We start from the raw sequence: 17,210 nt of genomic DNA, 5'->3' as shown, positions 1-17,210 counted from the left end.
AATGCAGTTCTTTACAAGGATTTTATCCTTCCAATTTTGTTTAGATGAGCCCTTAACCAAGATTCGTAAGCGTTTGTTGGCTTAATGCTTGAAATTCCAACCATTCCATGATGAAGATTCGCATGCATCATTTTCCCATTTCCAACGTAAAAGGCAACGTGATCTGGGAAAAAAATGAGATCTCCAAAATCAAGTTCCGCCTCACTTACATCTTTTGTGGCTTTTTCTTGCAAAACAGAATAATGAGGAATTGAAATGCCAACGTAATCGTACAATCTCATGGTTAAGCCAGAACAGTCAATGCCGTACGTGCTTGATCCTCCCCAAAGATAAGGTGTCCCTAGAAACTTTTTCCAAATTCTTTTCAACTCATCTTTTTTTATCTCTTCTATCTCTTTTGAAAGGGCTACATCTTCTTTTTTTATCTTTACCGTACTTCCATTTGGAAATTCACAGAACCAATATACGTCTTTCTCAATGGCGGGCAATTTCACTCCCAGAGGAAGACCATACTCATTTTTTCCAAAAGTTACATTTGAAAACCTCTTTGTAATAGTTATCTCTTTTGCATGTTCTTTCCACTGGAGGAAAGTTTCTTCACTCATGAACTCTAACGTTGAATATCTCATCCATCCCCAAAAACCGCTCTTCATATCTTTAGCCAGAACGTAATCTTTCAAAATATCAAGTATTTTTACACTTTCTCCAAAAATAAGCTGGTGAACATTTGAAGAGAAAAAATCCGGTTTGCTCTTCATATCACATGTTGAAGACTTAACGATGGCTATTCTGTGAGAAGGATCTACATCATCTTCCATAACTTTGATATTAAGATTTATTTTTAAGGTATCTTTTGAAATCTCAGACACCACTTCAACTACTTTTTGATAAGATTCGAATGTGTCTACCTTTCCGATTATCGTTATTTTTGAAGCGTTTTCTTCAAAATTGAGATCGTACTTGCATGTTCTCTCATCACCTAACTTACCCTTTAGTTTCTTTGCAATTTGGTACGCATTCACATGATCATCCCTTTCTAATTTTGAACTTGTACTTATCTCCACGATAAATGGATTGGGTGTATTCAATGCATTCTCCATTCTCAGTGTAGGTGAATCTTTTTCTTAAAGCAACGCAATCTCCGGTCTTTATGCTAAGTAAACGAGCTTCTTCAGCACTTGCATGTCCCACTTCCAAAGTTTCGTAAGCGTACTCAAATTTTATCTCCAAAGTCTTCTTTATGTAATCATACAACGATGCTTTAGACATGTCCATTTCCAAAATGTTGAGCAGTCGAGTATCAACACCTGGATTTATGTAAGCCCATTCGATAACATACGGCACTCCATCAAGAAGCCTCAACCTTTTTAAAAGTATCATCTTAGATTTCGATGGAAGGTTGAGCTTATCGGCGACAAAAAAAGGGGTATCAACGAGGGTGTTTTGCATAACAATCGAGCTTGGAACATGGCCGCTTTCCCTTGCCTCTTCGGTAAAGCTTCTAAGTTCCATTAGGTTTTCAACATTCTTTCGGCTTCTCACCTTGGTTCCCTTTCCCCGATGCTTTTCAATCAAGCCATCTTCAACTAATTTTGAGAGCGCTTGCCTTACAGTTAATCTGCTCACACCATAACGTTTAGCGAGAGAGGTTTCAGAGGGCAAATATTGTCCCACCGTAAACTCTCCATTTTCTATCTTAATCTTTAAAAGTTCGTACAGCTGGTGATAAATCGGTATTGGACTACTTCTATCGATCGTTTTCATGAATCATCATCTCCACTTTTAATTTTCACACCATATAATATATTTTTCATCCTAATCCCCTCTATACCTCTATAAATTAAAGATTGCATTTTCTCATAACTCTTTTTATTTTACTACCTTTTTCCAAGGACCCACTTCACACCTTTTTTACCTTCATTGGTAAAGTGGCCCTTTACTCAGTTAACTCTTTGAAATGGCTCAACACGTAATTTTGCAACCTCGGTCGGAATTCTATGATCTTTTCTAGGTTTTTTCTTCTGCTGATATTGACCCTGTTCGTAAGAAGGATCACCACAACATCGTAAATTGGATCTATCCATATGGAAGTCCCTGTAAAGCCTGTATGACCATAAGCTTTTTCGCTCATAAGATCCCCACACGAGCTTGCGTAAGATTTCATATCCCATCCAAGCGCCCTTCGAATAGTGCCGTTTGAAAACGATTCGGCGGTAAAAGCGCTTATCGTTGCCTCTGAAAAGATCTTTTTACCTTTGTACTTTCCTTTATTCAGCAACATCTTAGCGTATTTATAAATATCCTCAGCGGTGGAAAAAAGTCCCGCGTTTCCGCTTACTCCTCCAAGATAGTACGCCAGTTCGTCGTCCACTTCTCCTCGAAGGATCTTTCCATTTCTTTTTGAAGTTGGTGCAATTTGAGGCAACCATTTTTTGGATGGCGTAAAAGAGGTGTGTTTCATTTCAAGCGGAGCAAAAACTTGTTCTTTCAGAAAATCATCAAAGCTTTTAGATATCACTCTTTCCACAATTTCCATGAGCGTTATGAAATTCAAGCAAGAGTAGACATACTTTTTCCCGACCGGATTTTCCAGTTTTGTAAGGTTGATCGCATCGAGCAGTTCCTTTCTGCCATTTTTCCTTTTCCATGCGTTTGAATACGGGGGAAGGCCGGAAGTATGAGTCAAAAGATGCCACACACGAATGTCTTGTTTTTCCTGAGTGTCAAAACCTTCCACAAAAAAACGCACTCGATCGTACAGGCTTATTTTTCCTTCTTCAACAACTTTCATAATGGCTGGCGTTGTGGCTATAACCTTTGTCATCGATGCCAAATCGTATATCGTGGTGACATCGTTCTTCTCTTTTCTTGGCTTAACGGAACGATAACCATAGGCTTTTTGAAAGATGATCTTTTTTGAGTTTCCAACAAGTAAAACGGCACCTGGAAAAATCCCATCATCAACGGCTTCTTTGAAAAGCTCATCTAACCTTTTCATGTTTTTTCCTCCACGAATCTATTGCCATTAAGGCCGCTCCCACATCCGCTCCAAATTTCGGAATGATGAATCGTCCCTTTGGAAATGAATTTCTGAAGCCTTCTTTTACTTTTTCAAGAAAATATTCGGAGTTAAAGAGACCGCCAGTGTAAGAGAAGGCAAAATTCCCAGCAAACCTGCATCTCTTTTCAACGGCTTCCATCATCTTCATGGATTTTTCTATACCGTATTTCACTATTTGAACGGCCACTTTATCACCTTTTAGCGCCTCTTCAAAAACGAGTTTGGCAGCGGATGCGATTTTGGACTTTTCAAAATTCGAGTAGTAAAGGTAAATGATTTCTTCTATGGAGTTCAAATTGTAAAATTCCACAAGTCTTTGCCTTAACGTCGTTTCTGGTCCAATGCCATCCCTGTTTTCAAGTGCCGCTACCGCTGCACGATTTGAAAACCAAAATCCCCCACAGTATTCGTCGAACATATATCCCCATCCACCGGCCCTGTGCACTTCTCCGTTGGAATTTCTACCTATGACAAGTGACCCCGTGCCCGCTATCATCAACACGCCTACTCCACCGGTTGCACCCCATAAGGCGGTTATTCCATCGTTGGAAATTGCAAAGTCTTTTACGCCTATCTCCTCAAAAATTTCAAATATCACCTTCTTGTCGGCTGGCCTATCTACGCCACTTAGTCCGGCTCCCACGGTATCAAAGTCAAATCCCATTGAAACACGTTTTACCCCTTCTTCAATAGTTTCCTTGACCTTTTTGGCTCCTACAAGATGGTAATTGCTTGGAGAATTTATTTCCAACGACTTTAAAATGCCATCTTCTTCGTCATAGAGAACAAATCTTGTATGAGTCCCTCCACCATCTATTCCAACGGCACGCATTTTAACTTCTCCAATGAAGCAGGGGCAATTTCCCGGTGAAATTTTCACCATTAACCAACATTTCGGCAAAAACACGCTGCGAAAGAGGAGAGTAATTGTAAAGCGCCACAGAATTTTTTACGCCTTTTAGAAAACAATCGTAAGGGTTCCTTAAAGCAACAACAAGGATTTTATCTGGTTTCAACAAAACCATCTCTTTCACTAATTCCCTTTCTTCACTTACTATGTTGGCATTTAAGGTGCATAAAAGCACATTACCGTTGAATTCTCTTACTTTGGATATAACCTCTTTTATCTCATTTTTTGTTGGCTTTGGAGAAATACCAACGCTTGTAACGGGAAAGTGAGAATGCTTTTTCAGCACTCGCTCTATTTCAAGCACCTTTTGTTTTTCGCTTTCATCAACTTTTACCAATGCCATACTTGTCGGAAAAACTATCATCAACGGATTTTCCATTATCTTTTTAACAAGTCCACTTTCGTTTTTACAAAGCGTTATGGATTTTCTCGCGATATCTTTTGCTATTTCTAAGGAACTTTCGTTACCAATTTCGTTTTCTATTGCAAACGGCCCGTCAAAAAGTCCAACATTCATTTTCATTTCAAGCACTCTTCGCACGGAGTCGTTAAGCTTTTCTATGCTGATCGAACCATCCAATACTTTTTCTTTGATCTTTTCAAAAGTTTTCACTTGTTCTTCGAAAGTGTGGCACATCATAACAACGTCCGCACCATTTTTGAAGGATATCCATGCCGCTTCGCTACCAGACAAAGAGTTGGTTATTCCACCCATTTCAAGGTCATCGGTAACGTTTACGCCTTTGAATCCCATCTTGTTTTTTAACAAGTCAATCATCACATTTTTGGAAAGAGTGGCTGGAAGATTTTTTTCTTCACACAAGGCCGGATAATAAACGTGAGAGGGCATTATGGAATCAATTCCCACTTTCATCAATTCCCCATATGGATATAACTCTATTTTTTCCAACGTTTTCATGTCTCTATCAACGGTTGGCATTTCCAAGTGCGCATCTTTTGCACTGTGTCCTTTTCCGGGAAAGTGCTTCGCGCAGGCTGCAACTTTTCCATCATGGAGTCCTTTTACAAATTCAGAAGCGAATCTGGCGACAATTTCAGGGTCATCGGAATAGCTTCTCACTCCAATGCCTGGATTTTGAGGTAAATCGTTGATATCAACGACGGGGGCAAGATCCCAATTTATTCCGACGGCCCGCATCTCTTTAGCCATTATCAATCCAGTTAGGTAAGCGTTATGGACATCCTGGGTTGCCGCCGTCGCCATGTTTCCTGGAAAAGTGGTAAACGGCTCCGTAAGGCGGGTAACTATTCCACCTTCTTGATCCACAGCTATAGAAAGAGGAATTTTTGACATTTCTTGAAGTGATGACGTGAGTTCCTTCAATTGTTCCGGGTTTTCGATGTTTCTCTTGAAAAGTATCACATTTCCCAGGTGGTATTTCCGAATCAAAGTCTCTATTTCTTTAGACGGTGTGGTGCCGTAAAAACCACATATCACCACTTGTCCAATTTTTTCTTCAAGGCTCATGGAATCAAGCGTTTTTTCGATAAAATTTTTCATAAAAACACTCCTTTACTCATCACCTGCGTCGATGTTACAAAGCATTTCAAAAAAGGATTATCTCACCTTCGAAAAAATTGCCTTGGCCGTTTGGAAAGCGGATCCTAAATCAAAAACGTTGTACTCAAATGTTGCTCACATGTTTTCATAAAAAATTTTTGTAATGTCCCTTGTAATATCTTTCGTAATGTTCACGCACAGCATAAGTCCTTTATTTAAAAGAAGATTATTTTTCAAACTTCAAAACAAAAATCCGATTCTTCACTTTTCATAAAGGTGGCATGCTACTTTATGACCATTTCCAACATCAATAAGTTTTGGTTCAACCTTTTCACATTTTTCAGTGGCGTAAGGACAACGTGTTCTAAATCTACATCCACTTGGAATGTTAATTGGACTTGGCACTTCGCCGGTCAACGTTTTCTTTTTACCTTTTTCGCCCTTTCTCGCTTCAAAGCGCGGCAAGGATTCAAGAAGGGCCCTTGTGTATGGATGAAGCGGATTTGAGAAAAGCTCTTCGCTTTCAGCCATTTCCATTATTCTTCCAAGGTACATAACGGCTATCCTGTTGGATAGATATTTAGCGAGCGAAATATCATGAGTTATGAAAACGTATGTGAGGTTAAACTTTTCTTGGAAATCTTGGAGTAAATTCACCGTTTGAGCTTGAACCGAAACATCCAGCGCCGATGTAGGCTCGTCCAAAACTACCACTTCCGGTTTCATAGACATGGCTCGAATAACGGATATTCTTTGGCGCTGACCACCACTAAGCTCATGAGGATAGCGTCCAAAATAATCTTGAGATAGCCCTACTTCCTTTAACAACCGTAAAAGATAGTCTCTCATTTCTTTTTTATTATATTCCTTCGAAATCTCCAGCCCTTCACGTAATGCCTTTTCCACGGTAAAACGTGGATCCAATGAAGAGAGAGGGTCTTGAAAGATCATTTGGATTTTTTGTCTTACTCTTAACGGAATTTTTCCGTTTGAAATGTCGTATTTGCCCGTATTGCTAACATACCAAACTTTTCCAGCCGTTGGTTGGTAAAGCCCGACAATAACTCGTCCTAAGGTCGTTTTACCTGAGCCTGATTCCCCAACAATTCCGAAAGTTTCTCCTTTTGTTAGCGACAAAGATACGCCATCAACCGCTTTAACATAGCCAATAACTTGCCTAAAGATCCCTTTCCTTACCGGAAAATGCATTTTCACATTTTCTATCTTCATGATCTCTTTCGTGCCTACTTCATTTTGAAGAGTCATGGTTGAGTAGAGCTCCTTTCTCTTTCAAAACCTTCCAACATGCCACAAACCTTCCGGGAAAGACTTCGACATATGGCGGTTCTTTTTTTTCACACTCATCCATTTTCGCGTAACATCTTGGATGGAATCGGCATCCTTTCGGAAGGGCGTAAGGGCTTGGAACCATCCCAGGAATGGCTTGAAGTTTTTCACCCTTTTGCGTATTCAATTTTGGAATAGCCGCTATAAGACCTTCCGTATAGGGATGAAGCGGTGAAGAGATGACCTCCTCCAAGCCGCCACGCTCCATTATCTTTCCAGAATACATGACAATTATCTTATCCGCCAATTCAGCAGCCACACCCATATCGTGGGTGATAAGTATTGTAGATGTTTTGAATTTCTTTTGCATATCGGCAATGACGTTTATTATTTGCGCTTGAATACTCACATCTAACCCTGTTGTAGGTTCATCTGCTATAACAAGTTCCGGGTTGTTGAGTAAAGCGCGGGCTATCATCGCCCTCTGGATCATTCCGCCACTGAATTCATGTGGATACTCATCAACCCTTTTTTTCGCCTCCGGAATTCCAACGAGCTCAAGCATCTCTACGCTTTTTTCGTACGCTTCAGCTTTCGACATTTTTTCGTGCTTTTGAAGGATTTCCGTGAATTGTTGGCCAATCGTGTAAAGTGGGTCAAAAGCCGTCATTGGTTCCTGAAAGATCATGGATATTCTTTTCTGACGAATTTTTTCCATATCTTTGGGCGACATTTTTAAAATGTCTTTTCCATCTAGTAGAATCTCACCGCTGATCTTCGCACTTTTGGGCAAGAGACGCATTATACTACGTGCCGTTACGCTTTTCCCACAGCCGGTTTCCCCAACGATCGCGACTATTTCCCCTTTGTCAACATCAAAAGAAATACCATCCACGGCCCTAACGATTCCATCTAGCGTGTTGAAGTACGTCCTTAAATTCCTTATCTCAAGCAGCTTCATTTTCTACCTCCTACGATCTCTTTGCCACTTTGTATGGATCGAGCGTGTCTCTTAAGGAGTCCCCCAAGAATGTGAAAGCCAAAACGGTGATAACGATGAATATGCCTGGAATCATCAACCACGGATAAAGTGCGATCGAGCTTATGCTTTGCGCTCCAGAAAGCAACAATCCCCAACTTGCCATTGGCTCTTTAATACCCAACCCCAGAAAGCTCAAAGCGCTTTCACCTAAGATCATTCCAGGAATTGATAATGTCGCAACAACTATGAGATATCCCATAACATTCGGGATTATATGTCTCCAGATTATCCTCAAATTGCTTTGCCCCACAAGTTTTGCAGCGAGCACGAATTCTCTTTCTCTTAAGCTTAAAACCATTCCTCTTACAACACGTGCTACTCCCATCCATCCAAGGAACGAAAGAACGGTAACAACTCCAAAATACACCCATGTGCTTGGCCACGACGGAGGGATTATCATACTCAAAGCCAGCCACAACGGCAAGCGGGGAAAAGACATTAACAACTCTATCAACCTCTGAATTATCAAATCAACGGTTCCTCCAAAATATCCAGAGATGCTGCCAATCAACGCTCCTAAAACCAAACTGATGGCAACGCCTATCAATCCAACGCTCATTGAAACTTGTCCGCCGTACAGCACTCTGCTGAAAAGATCACGTCCATATTTATCCGTTCCAAATAAAGCCAGCATCATCTTTGCATCAGGTCCAAGACCAAATAAATGCACGTTCGACTTGAACAAGCCAAAAAAGCTCCATTCTTCCCCTTTTGCAAGGAAATGAATTGGATATCTCTTGGTGAAATCGATTTTTCTTTCCATGGCAAAAGTGACCGGATTACGTACTTGTTTTAAGCCATAAACGAAGGGCACCATGTGAAAATGTCCCTCCCTATCGAAGAAGTGAATATGAACAGGGGGAATGTATATGTAATTATTGTGCATTGTTGTCATGTTGTAAGGAGAAATAAAGCCGGCAAATATGACGAGTAAATACAAAATTATTAGAGTTACCATGCCAATGAGTCCCAATTTATTTTTGAAAAAGGCGTGGATCATCTTCTGCCTCTGGGTCAATATTTTCTGCTCTGACATCTTATCCCTCCTTGTTTAAGAGTACCGTATTCTTGGATCGACAGCCGCCAGCAATATATCGGCGATAAGATTTCCTATTTGAAGAAGTAACCCAAGCATGAGCAAAAATGCCATAACAAGATACTCATCATGATTTAAAAGCGCATTGTAAAAGAAAGGTCCCATAGTGGGGATGTTCAAAATGATGGAAACGATGATAGTTCCGCTGAACAAGGCGGGAAGTGACATGCCAGCGATTGTGATCATTGGATTTATCGCGTTCTTCACAGCGTGTTTCCATGTTATTCTCTTTTCCTCTAATCCGGCCGCTCTCAAAGATACTATCATGGGGGAATTCAACACATCTAACATGTTGTTCCTCATAACTCTCATGAGTCCGGCTATGCCACTTGTTCCTATAACGATGGTTGGAAGCCATATATGCTGAAGCATGTTTATAAACTTCGCCATACTCCACGGTGCACCTATGAATTGTTGCGAAAATAAACCACCAATCGAGGTGTTGCCAGTTTGTAGCATGAGGTACATAAGCAAAACGGCAAAGAAAAAGTCTGGAATTGAAAGCCCTACGTAGCCTAACACAGTTGCAAAATAGTCTCCCACTTCATATTGGTGGAGGGCGGAATATATGCCTAATGGTATGGCTATTACCCAAGTGAATAACATCGAAAACAGTGAAACGACCAGTGTCCATCCTGTTCTATCCCAGATCAATTTCGACACTGGAATCTGATAAGCAAAAGAATAGCCAAAATCACCCTTCAACACCTCTTTCAACCACATGAAATACTGCACTACGGCTGGCTTATCCAACCCAAGCGTTTTTTTCAATTGAATAACCGTTTCAACTGAAACACGAGGATTATCCATATATTGGCTTATGTAGCTTCCCGGTTCTAATTTCACAACTATAAAACAGATGATGGAAATTGCGAACATCATCGGTATCATTATGAGCAATCGTCTAACTATGTAAGAAAACGTTTTAAACACCTCCAAAAAAGTGCGAGAGGGCTCTTAAGCCTTCTCGCACTGAGTTTATTACTTGAAGTAAACAGTAATCGCAGAATGAACTATGATCCCATCTTTGTTTTTGAAGAAGTTGCCAAGATCTTTCTTAGCCGCCATCAAGCTGTTTCCTTTGCAAATGAATATGAACGGCAACATGGTTTCGTATACTTCTTGCCATTCATCGTAGTATTCTTTTCTGACCTTTTGATCCATCGTAGATTGACCTTTTTCAAAATCATTCCATATTACCTTTTCCCACCAGTACATGTTACTAAACACTGGTTTGTGCTCCTTTTTATTTAGCGTGGAAAGATGAGAGTAGTAAAGTGGGTTTCCTGGTTGCCATATGGCTTTTCTCAACTGCGGATCTGGTTGGTCTCCAAAAGCAAGGAGAGCCACTTCGTAATTGGCAGCGAGTGCTTTTTGGTAAGCGATACTAACGCTTAATGGTTGGATATCCACTTTTATTCCAACCTTTTTTAGATCTTCTTGTAATATCATGCTTATACCAGAGTATATCGGAGAATTGCTTCTAGTCAAAAGCGCAAATTCAACTTTCTTTCCATCAGGGAACCTTCTTATTCCGTCAGGACCCATCTTAAGGCCTAAGCTATCCAAAATACCGTTAGCCGCTTTAAGATTGAACTTTCTCGCTATCTTTTCAACTTTTGGATCGTACCAGTATGTGCCAGGAAGTACTGGACCTACACGAGGAGAAGCGAGGGTGTTGTAAACTTCATTGACGATTCTATCTCTATCAACTGCGTATTCCATTGCCTCTCTGAAAGAAAGATTGTTAAACAGGGCATGAAGATCCGGATCTTTTACATCAAAGTTAAATGCAATGTGAATAGGGCTTGGAGTTGGGTTCATTGATTTAGCATTGTAAACTTTGAAAGGAGCTCCGTTAAGCTCTTTTTGCTTGAGGTATGGGAAATCTCCAGGTGAGATGCTGATCCAATCGAATTGTCCGGATTCAAACATAGCCAATGCCGTTTCTGGATTTTTAACGATCAAGAAGACCACTTTATCGACGTATGGAAGTTTGTTACCCCATGGATCGGTTTCCCAGAAATCCGGATTTCTTTTAAGAACAACTTTCTGTCCGGTCACGTATTTTTCAAGTATACATGGACCTAGAGATGGTATCTTGGAAGGATCTGTATCCACTCCCCATGCCTTGTTAAACGCGGATGGATCTTTAACTTTTGGATTGAAAGCAGGGAGATATTGGGCAAGTGAATGTTTGGGCATTATCAAAGCAGGAGTCAAAACCATGAAGAACGCGCCATACGGAGATGGAAGGATCGCCTTTACCGTGTAGTTGTCCACTTTTTTCCAAACTATAGGCTTACCATTTATGGTAAACCTCGCGACCTCATTTCCTAGAGCATTTGGGTTCATAAGTACGTAATTCATTGTAAAAACTACATCATCGGCTGTAAATGGAACACCATCTGACCATTTTACATGCCTCAAATAAAAGGTAACCTCTTTCCCATCCTCGGAAACTTTCCAACTTTTAGCAAGAGCCGGCTCTATTTGCTTGGTGATAGGATCAAGCTGAACAAGGGGGCTGAAAAGAAAATCATCAATTGCATAAGCCGCTCCACTCAACGTTCCATAATAGTTAAATGATTCTGGCTCTGAACTAAGACGCAACGTAAGCGTGCCTCCGTACTTACCTTCTGATTGGAACAACGCTTTGTTCAAAACAAATGGTTGCCATGACGCTGCTAGCGCTATCACACTGGTAAGTGCAAGCACCAGCATGATCACAAAAAGGCCCTTCCTCATTTTTTGAAACCTCCCTTTTCTCAAATTTTTCGGCATTTTGCCGATGCAATTTTATTCGCACTTCAATACATTCATCCAACATGTTCAATACATACCATCTTGTACATACAATAGTACTTATACATAATAAGTAAAATTATAATTTTTGTCAAGTTTAATTAAATAAAACATCAAGTAATATTAAGCATTTAATCGGTTTTATGGCCAAATATCTTCATTTTTCTTCGATTTATTTCATTTTTCTTCAGATTAAGGATTAACCTTGTTTTTGTACGTTAGAGTTAACACACTCCGTTACCAACGTTTAAGTGGTGTGGGTGTTTTCGCATCATTTCTATTTTTATGCCCATGATCTTTAAACAATCGTTATTAATTGCGCTCGTAAAATTGCATATTCAAAGGAATCAAGAGCAATTTGAAGAAAAAAGCAGAAAAAAGTAGATTTTCCTGAATTATTGCCATTAAACACATTAAACTTATTTTAATAAGTCGTAAAGATACTTGACAAAAAATGTAAATACTTATATCATAAGTAAGTATTCTTGTATAAACAAGATAGCAACGGTGGTGAAATTTTGAAAAAATCGGAAAAAATTGAAAAACTTGAAACTGAAACGCCAAACTCTAAATCGGTAAATATAGATATCATGAGCCCTTTAGAAATAGCCGAATTGATGAATGAAGAGGACAAAACGGTTGCATATGCTGTTGAGAAAGCACTTTCTTCCATAGCACGGCTTTCAGAAGAAATAGCAAAGGCAATTCAAAATGGAGGCAAATGTTTTTACATTGGTGCCGGTACATCTGGACGTTTGGCCGTCATTGACGCGGCTGAAACCGTGCCAACATTCAATTTGCCCTATGGAACTTTTACCGCCATATTGGCTGGCGGAGCCGAAGCTATGACAAAGGCCGTCGAAGAAATTGAAGATGATGAAGAAGCTGGAGTAAATGAGATAAAAGAGCACGGAATTTCATCAAAAGATGTGGTTGTAGGGATTTCTGCTAGTGGGCGAACACCTTATGTAATAGGTGCTTTGAGAGAAGCAAAAGCGAGAGGTGCCTTAACAGGATGTGTAACCAACGTTAAAGACTCTAAGATGTCACCGCTGGTTGACATTGCTATAGAGGCAGTAACAGGACCTGAGGTGATAACTGGATCAACAAGGCTTAAGGCTGGCACTGCTCAGAAAATGGTGTTAAACATGTTGAGCACGATTTCCATGGTAAGGTTGGGGAAAGTTTATAAAAATCTCATGGTAGATGTTACCCCTATAAACGAGAAATTGGTAGACAGGGCCATAAGAATAATAGTAAGTGCTACTGGAATTTCGTGCGCAAAAGCCTCCGAACTATTGAAGAAATCAAATATGAGACCAAAAGTGGCAATTGTTATGGCTTTGACTGGCAAAAACTCAAAAGAAGCGGAAGAACTTTTAGCACTACATAACGGAAAGATAAGAAACATTTTAACGGGAAATTCAAATAATGGTGGATGTTCCACCTAATAAAATAAGGAGGGGATTTAAGTGCGTAGGGTAATATTTTTCTCTGCTCTAATGGCTTTGTTGATAGTCACCATGATGGCATCAACAACTGTGCAAATTTGGTCATGGCGTTCGCAAGATGCTCCTGTATGGAAAGAAGTGCAGAAGGAAATGAATGCTCAGGGAATAGATGTTAAGATCGATTTTCGTTCTTTCCTCCCTACTGAGTACGATTCGAAAGTTCAAATAGCGCTTCAAAGTGGAAAAGGTCCAGACATCATTTACTCAAGGAGACTTCCTGGCCAAAGAACACAAGCTTTAATAGATGCCGGCTTGCTTATTCCAATTGACGACAAAGTATCTCTTTCCCATTTTAACACCAGTGTTTTGAATTTTATAAAGGCTTCCAATGGGAAACATTACGGGGTTCCGTTCGCCGTTCAAGTTGTTGGAATCTTCTACAACAAGGACATATACAAAAAATACGGGCTTAAAGTGCCTAAAACATGGAGCGAACTGGTTAAAAATGCGGAAATTTTGAAGAAAAACGGCGTTACTCCTTTCTTCGTTCCTGGCAAAGCCGGATGGGCGCTTGCCATGCAACACGCGATGACTGGTGTGAGTGTTTTGGGACCATGCTGGATAAAGAGCCTCTTAGATGGACAAACCAATTTCCTTGATCCGGCTTGGGTACATCTGAACAAGCTGCTCAACGATTTAAAGCCTTATTATCAAAAAGGTTTCATGGGAAACACCACGGATGATCTCAATGCTGCATTTGCATTTGGCCAAGCTGCCATGGTGTTCTATGGAGTTTGGGGATACGGACAGTGGAAAGAACTGAATCCAAGTATTAACGTGGGATACTTCATGGTTCCACCAGATTGTGAATACGCCAAGCCATGGGCATATGTTTTCATGGATGGCAGCCTCGCCCTTACATCCAATTCCAAACACGAAGATATGGCAATAAAGGTACTTCAATTCGCCGCGACGCCAAGATTTGGAACGATCTTTGCAAAAGAAACACTTAACATTCCAGCCGTTAAAGGTGCGACGATGCCAAATGTGCCGCTTCTTCAAGAAGTTCTTAAAATTGCAGAAGAGCATGCCGCTCCTTACGTTTATTGGGTTGGATCGGTGTTGACTTCCCATTCTCCTTCTCTTTACACCGATGTTTTGAGTCCCGGAATGCAAGCAATGTATGCTGGGAAGATCACGGCGGAAGAATTTGCAAAGATGGCGCAAGACAAGATATCCCAATGGTATAAACCGCTGATGAAAAAGTAAAAATACTTGATTTCAAAACAGGCATGACGCATGTCATGCCTGTTTAAGAAAGGGGAATATTCGTGAGCATAAAAAAGAAATACATTCTTCTTTTTGTTCTACCTGCTTTGACTCTTTACGTCACATTTGTAATATATCCATTTATATATAGCTTCATCTTGAGCTTTTACAGATGGCCCGGAGCAGGGGCACGAACGTTTGTGGGATTGCAAAATTTCAAAGACGTGCTTTTCGGAAGTTTTGGAAGCGAATTCAGAAACGCCTTTTTGCACAACATTTATTATTTTATCTTGGTTACGATTTTAGAATTAGGACTTGGATTTTTGCTCGCCATCTTTTTGGTCTCCATCGTAAAAGGAAAGCGCTTTTTCCAAATGATGGTGTATTTGCCTAATATTATATCCATGATCCTTGTAGGGTTTATATGGTCCATGATGCTTAACCCCCAAATTGGATTGGTTAACCAGATTCTCACTCATATAGGATTAGGAGGGTTAGCGCGACCGTGGTTAGGTGATCCTAATCTTGCGTTGAACACCGTTATAGCCGTCAACGTGTGGAGAAACTTAGGCTTTTACGTTTTAGTGTTTACCGCCTCACTATTGGACATCCCGCGTGAACTGTTGGAAGCTGCTTACATAGATGGAGCTTCCAATTTTAAAGTGATAACCAAGATACTTTTTCCTTTAACTTTACCAACTTTCCAAACTTTGTCTATTTTGCTTTTCATATGGACGTTTAACGTTTTTGATATCGTTTACGCTTTGGAAGGTGCACAAGCCGGGCCGTTTAGAAGTACAGACGTGTTGGGAACGTTATTCTATCGAACGGCCTTTGGTGGACTGGGAAGCAGTCGGGCGGACTTTGGGTTGGGTGCAGCCGTAGCTGTTCTGATATTTGTGGTGGTAATGCCACTTTCATTGGTCTACGCTTACATAGTTGATAGGAGGAGCCGTAATGCTTAAGGTTGGAAAATTGGGGAAATGGGCAATTTACATCATCTTAACGATATACGTTGTTCTCATAGCGACTCCGTTTGCCATGATATTTATAAACTCTTTTAAGAGCTTGAGGGGAATATTTTTAAGTCCTTTTTCGTTGCCTTCAAGTTTTAACATCCAAAATTACGTTGAAGCATGGAAAAGTGCAAATTTGTTCAACGCTTATATAAACAGTTTTTTGATATCTACGCTCTCCGTGGGGGGAATTCTTGTTTTGTCTTCAATGCTAGCTTATGTGATATCGCGTTACGAATTTCCGTTTAGAAGAACTATTTACCTTTTTATAATAGTTGGATTGGCACTTCCGGCCCGTCTCGCAATCATCCCAATTTACGTGATGCTTGACAATTTCAACCTCTTAGATACCAGAACAGGATTGATCGTAGTTTACATTGCGACTGGCATATCTTTTGCGACTTTTTTGATGAAGAGATTCATGGATGGTATTCCAAAAGAAATAGAAGAATCGGCAAGAATAGATGGGGCAAGCCCCTGGACCATATTCCTCAAAATAGCACTTCCTCTGACAAGACCCGCCATGATAGTTGTTGGACTTGTGAATTTCGTTGGAATATGGAACGATTTCTTCTTCCCTTTAATCATAATAAATAGCAGAAACAAAGAAACCGTTCCACTTGCGATATCCATATTCTTTGGGGAATTCTCAAATAAATGGCAACTCATTTCGGCGGCGTTGAGCTTGTCCGTTTTGCCAATAATGATAATATTCTTCTTGCTTTCTAGATATTTCATATCAGGTATGACAGAAGGAGCGATAAAGTGAACAAGGATAATTTAAAAGTTTTCGTTTTTTTTCTTCAAGTTGCTGGAATTTCCGAAGAAAATATAAGATCTCACATAGAAGAGTTCAAAAAGTTCGATGGAACGATGGAAGATTTTTCGCGAGAAAAATTAGTTGAAGAATGCGAAACGCTGTTTTTAAAGAGGATACTGATAAGGTTTTCGAAAGTTTACGATGATCCTGAATTGAGAAGAAAAATCAGCGTTGCTCTTGATAAAGGTTCTCCTAAAAATGTAAAAGGAGATCTTCACATTCATACAAATTGGAGCGATGGCACTTATCCTTTGGAATTTTATGTGAAAAAAGCGGAAGAACTGGGTTATAAATACCTTGCTATAACCGATCATTCCCTTGTAAACAAGGGAACGGTTCAGATGGATGCCCGAAAATTTCTGAAACAGTTGAAGTACATAGAGGAAATCCAAAAAAGCACCCCTGTGAAGATCATAAAAGGGGTAGAAATGGATATAAATGAGAATGGAGAACTTGACTATTCAGCAGAAATCATGGAGAAAGCCGATTTCATTCTCGGAGCTGTTCATTTTGACTATGGGAAAGGCAAAGAAAAGGCACTCGAACTTTTAAAGATCTTGCTTGAAAATGAGTATGTAAAAGTGATAGCCCATCCTCTAAACAAAGTAGGAAAAGATCTCTTCGGTTCCCACTTAGATGAAATCGTAGAAATTGCTAAAAGAAACAAAAAGGCTTTTGAGATAAGCTTGGTTCCAGATAGAATGCGTGAAAGTGAGTTTCTGGTTGAAAATCTTAAGGACAAAGGCGTTAGGCTTTCTTTAGGAACTGACAGCCATAGCGTAAAGCAGATGGAGTTGATGTCTATCGCGAGCTTATGGTTGGACAGGTTGAATGCCAATTTGATTGCGAATTTTTACGATGATCCTTTGGCATTTTTAAAATCCTGAATGAGATTGGCAATTGGAGGCTTGTTGATAAATGAAAGTAGAAT

Annotated in this window: 15 protein-coding genes; 5 read left to right on the top strand and 10 right to left on the bottom strand. The window is 40.1% G+C overall.

The window, feature by feature from the left end; all coding sequences use genetic code 11:
* Positions 1 to 11: 11 nt before the first annotated feature.
* From ACXJIN_RS05700 to ACXJIN_RS05655, 10 genes are all read right to left on the bottom strand, one after another.
* On the bottom strand, positions 12 to 1,022 hold the full coding sequence (locus tag ACXJIN_RS05700; protein ID WP_456400317.1) for a C40 family peptidase: 1,011 nt from the start codon (positions 1,020 to 1,022) through the stop codon (positions 12 to 14).
* A gap of 4 nt (positions 1,023 to 1,026) precedes the next feature.
* Positions 1,027 to 1,764 carry a GntR family transcriptional regulator gene (locus ACXJIN_RS05695; protein WP_456400315.1) on the bottom strand — a complete coding sequence of 246 codons (738 nt, stop codon included), beginning with the start codon at positions 1,762 to 1,764 and terminating at the stop codon, positions 1,027 to 1,029.
* Positions 1,765 to 1,936: 172 nt separating this feature from the next.
* Positions 1,937 to 2,998, bottom strand: coding sequence for a serine hydrolase domain-containing protein (locus ACXJIN_RS05690; RefSeq protein ID WP_456400313.1), 1,062 nt, complete (start codon positions 2,996 to 2,998; stop codon positions 1,937 to 1,939).
* Entirely contained in the window at positions 2,982 to 3,893 is a 912-nt protein-coding gene (locus ACXJIN_RS05685; RefSeq protein ID WP_456400311.1) for a BadF/BadG/BcrA/BcrD ATPase family protein, read from the bottom strand. The genes ACXJIN_RS05690 and ACXJIN_RS05685 overlap by 17 nt, the downstream gene beginning before the upstream one ends.
* Before the next feature lies 1 nt (position 3,894).
* Positions 3,895 to 5,493, bottom strand: coding sequence for a beta-N-acetylhexosaminidase (gene nagZ / locus ACXJIN_RS05680; RefSeq protein ID WP_456400310.1), 1,599 nt, complete (start codon positions 5,491 to 5,493; stop codon positions 3,895 to 3,897).
* 261 nt (positions 5,494 to 5,754) lie between these two features.
* Positions 5,755 to 6,723, bottom strand: coding sequence for an ABC transporter ATP-binding protein (locus ACXJIN_RS05675; protein WP_456400309.1), 969 nt, complete (start codon positions 6,721 to 6,723; stop codon positions 5,755 to 5,757).
* A 19-nt stretch (positions 6,724 to 6,742) separates the two neighbouring features.
* Positions 6,743 to 7,741 carry an ABC transporter ATP-binding protein gene (locus ACXJIN_RS05670; protein ID WP_456400308.1) on the bottom strand — a complete coding sequence of 333 codons (999 nt, stop codon included), beginning with the start codon at positions 7,739 to 7,741 and terminating at the stop codon, positions 6,743 to 6,745.
* A gap of 10 nt (positions 7,742 to 7,751) precedes the next feature.
* Positions 7,752 to 8,858: an ABC transporter permease gene (locus ACXJIN_RS05665; RefSeq protein ID WP_456400306.1), complete on the bottom strand. Its 1,107-nt coding sequence runs from the start codon at positions 8,856 to 8,858 to the stop codon at positions 7,752 to 7,754.
* A gap of 15 nt (positions 8,859 to 8,873) precedes the next feature.
* Entirely contained in the window at positions 8,874 to 9,851 is a 978-nt protein-coding gene (locus ACXJIN_RS05660) for an ABC transporter permease (RefSeq protein ID WP_456400304.1), read from the bottom strand.
* A 48-nt stretch (positions 9,852 to 9,899) separates the two neighbouring features.
* A complete protein-coding gene (locus ACXJIN_RS05655; protein ID WP_456400302.1) occupies positions 9,900 to 11,666 on the bottom strand; it encodes an ABC transporter substrate-binding protein in 1,767 nt (588 codons plus the stop codon).
* 572 nt (positions 11,667 to 12,238) lie between these two features.
* On the opposite strand from ACXJIN_RS05655, the gene murQ reads away from it, so the two are divergent.
* The 5 genes from murQ (at position 12,239) to ACXJIN_RS05630 (ending at position 17,166) form a co-directional block, all read left to right on the top strand.
* Positions 12,239 to 13,174, top strand: a complete 936-nt coding sequence (gene murQ / locus ACXJIN_RS05650; protein ID WP_456400463.1) for an N-acetylmuramic acid 6-phosphate etherase — start codon at positions 12,239 to 12,241, stop codon at positions 13,172 to 13,174.
* A gap of 21 nt (positions 13,175 to 13,195) precedes the next feature.
* Positions 13,196 to 14,443 carry an ABC transporter substrate-binding protein gene (locus ACXJIN_RS05645; RefSeq protein WP_456400300.1) on the top strand — a complete coding sequence of 416 codons (1,248 nt, stop codon included), beginning with the start codon at positions 13,196 to 13,198 and terminating at the stop codon, positions 14,441 to 14,443.
* A 62-nt stretch (positions 14,444 to 14,505) separates the two neighbouring features.
* Positions 14,506 to 15,408 carry a carbohydrate ABC transporter permease gene (locus tag ACXJIN_RS05640; RefSeq protein ID WP_456400298.1) on the top strand — a complete coding sequence of 301 codons (903 nt, stop codon included), beginning with the start codon at positions 14,506 to 14,508 and terminating at the stop codon, positions 15,406 to 15,408.
* Positions 15,401 to 16,228: a carbohydrate ABC transporter permease gene (locus ACXJIN_RS05635; protein ID WP_456400296.1), complete on the top strand. Its 828-nt coding sequence runs from the start codon at positions 15,401 to 15,403 to the stop codon at positions 16,226 to 16,228. The genes ACXJIN_RS05640 and ACXJIN_RS05635 overlap by 8 nt, the downstream gene beginning before the upstream one ends.
* Positions 16,225 to 17,166 carry a PHP domain-containing protein gene (locus ACXJIN_RS05630; protein ID WP_456400294.1) on the top strand — a complete coding sequence of 314 codons (942 nt, stop codon included), beginning with the start codon at positions 16,225 to 16,227 and terminating at the stop codon, positions 17,164 to 17,166. Before ACXJIN_RS05635 ends, ACXJIN_RS05630 begins: the two co-directional genes overlap by 4 nt.
* The last annotated feature ends 44 nt before the right edge of the window (positions 17,167 to 17,210 follow it).

It is taken from the genome of Mesoaciditoga sp. (genome assembly GCF_054006115.1).
This window is presented reverse-complemented; position numbering and strand designations above follow the sequence as displayed.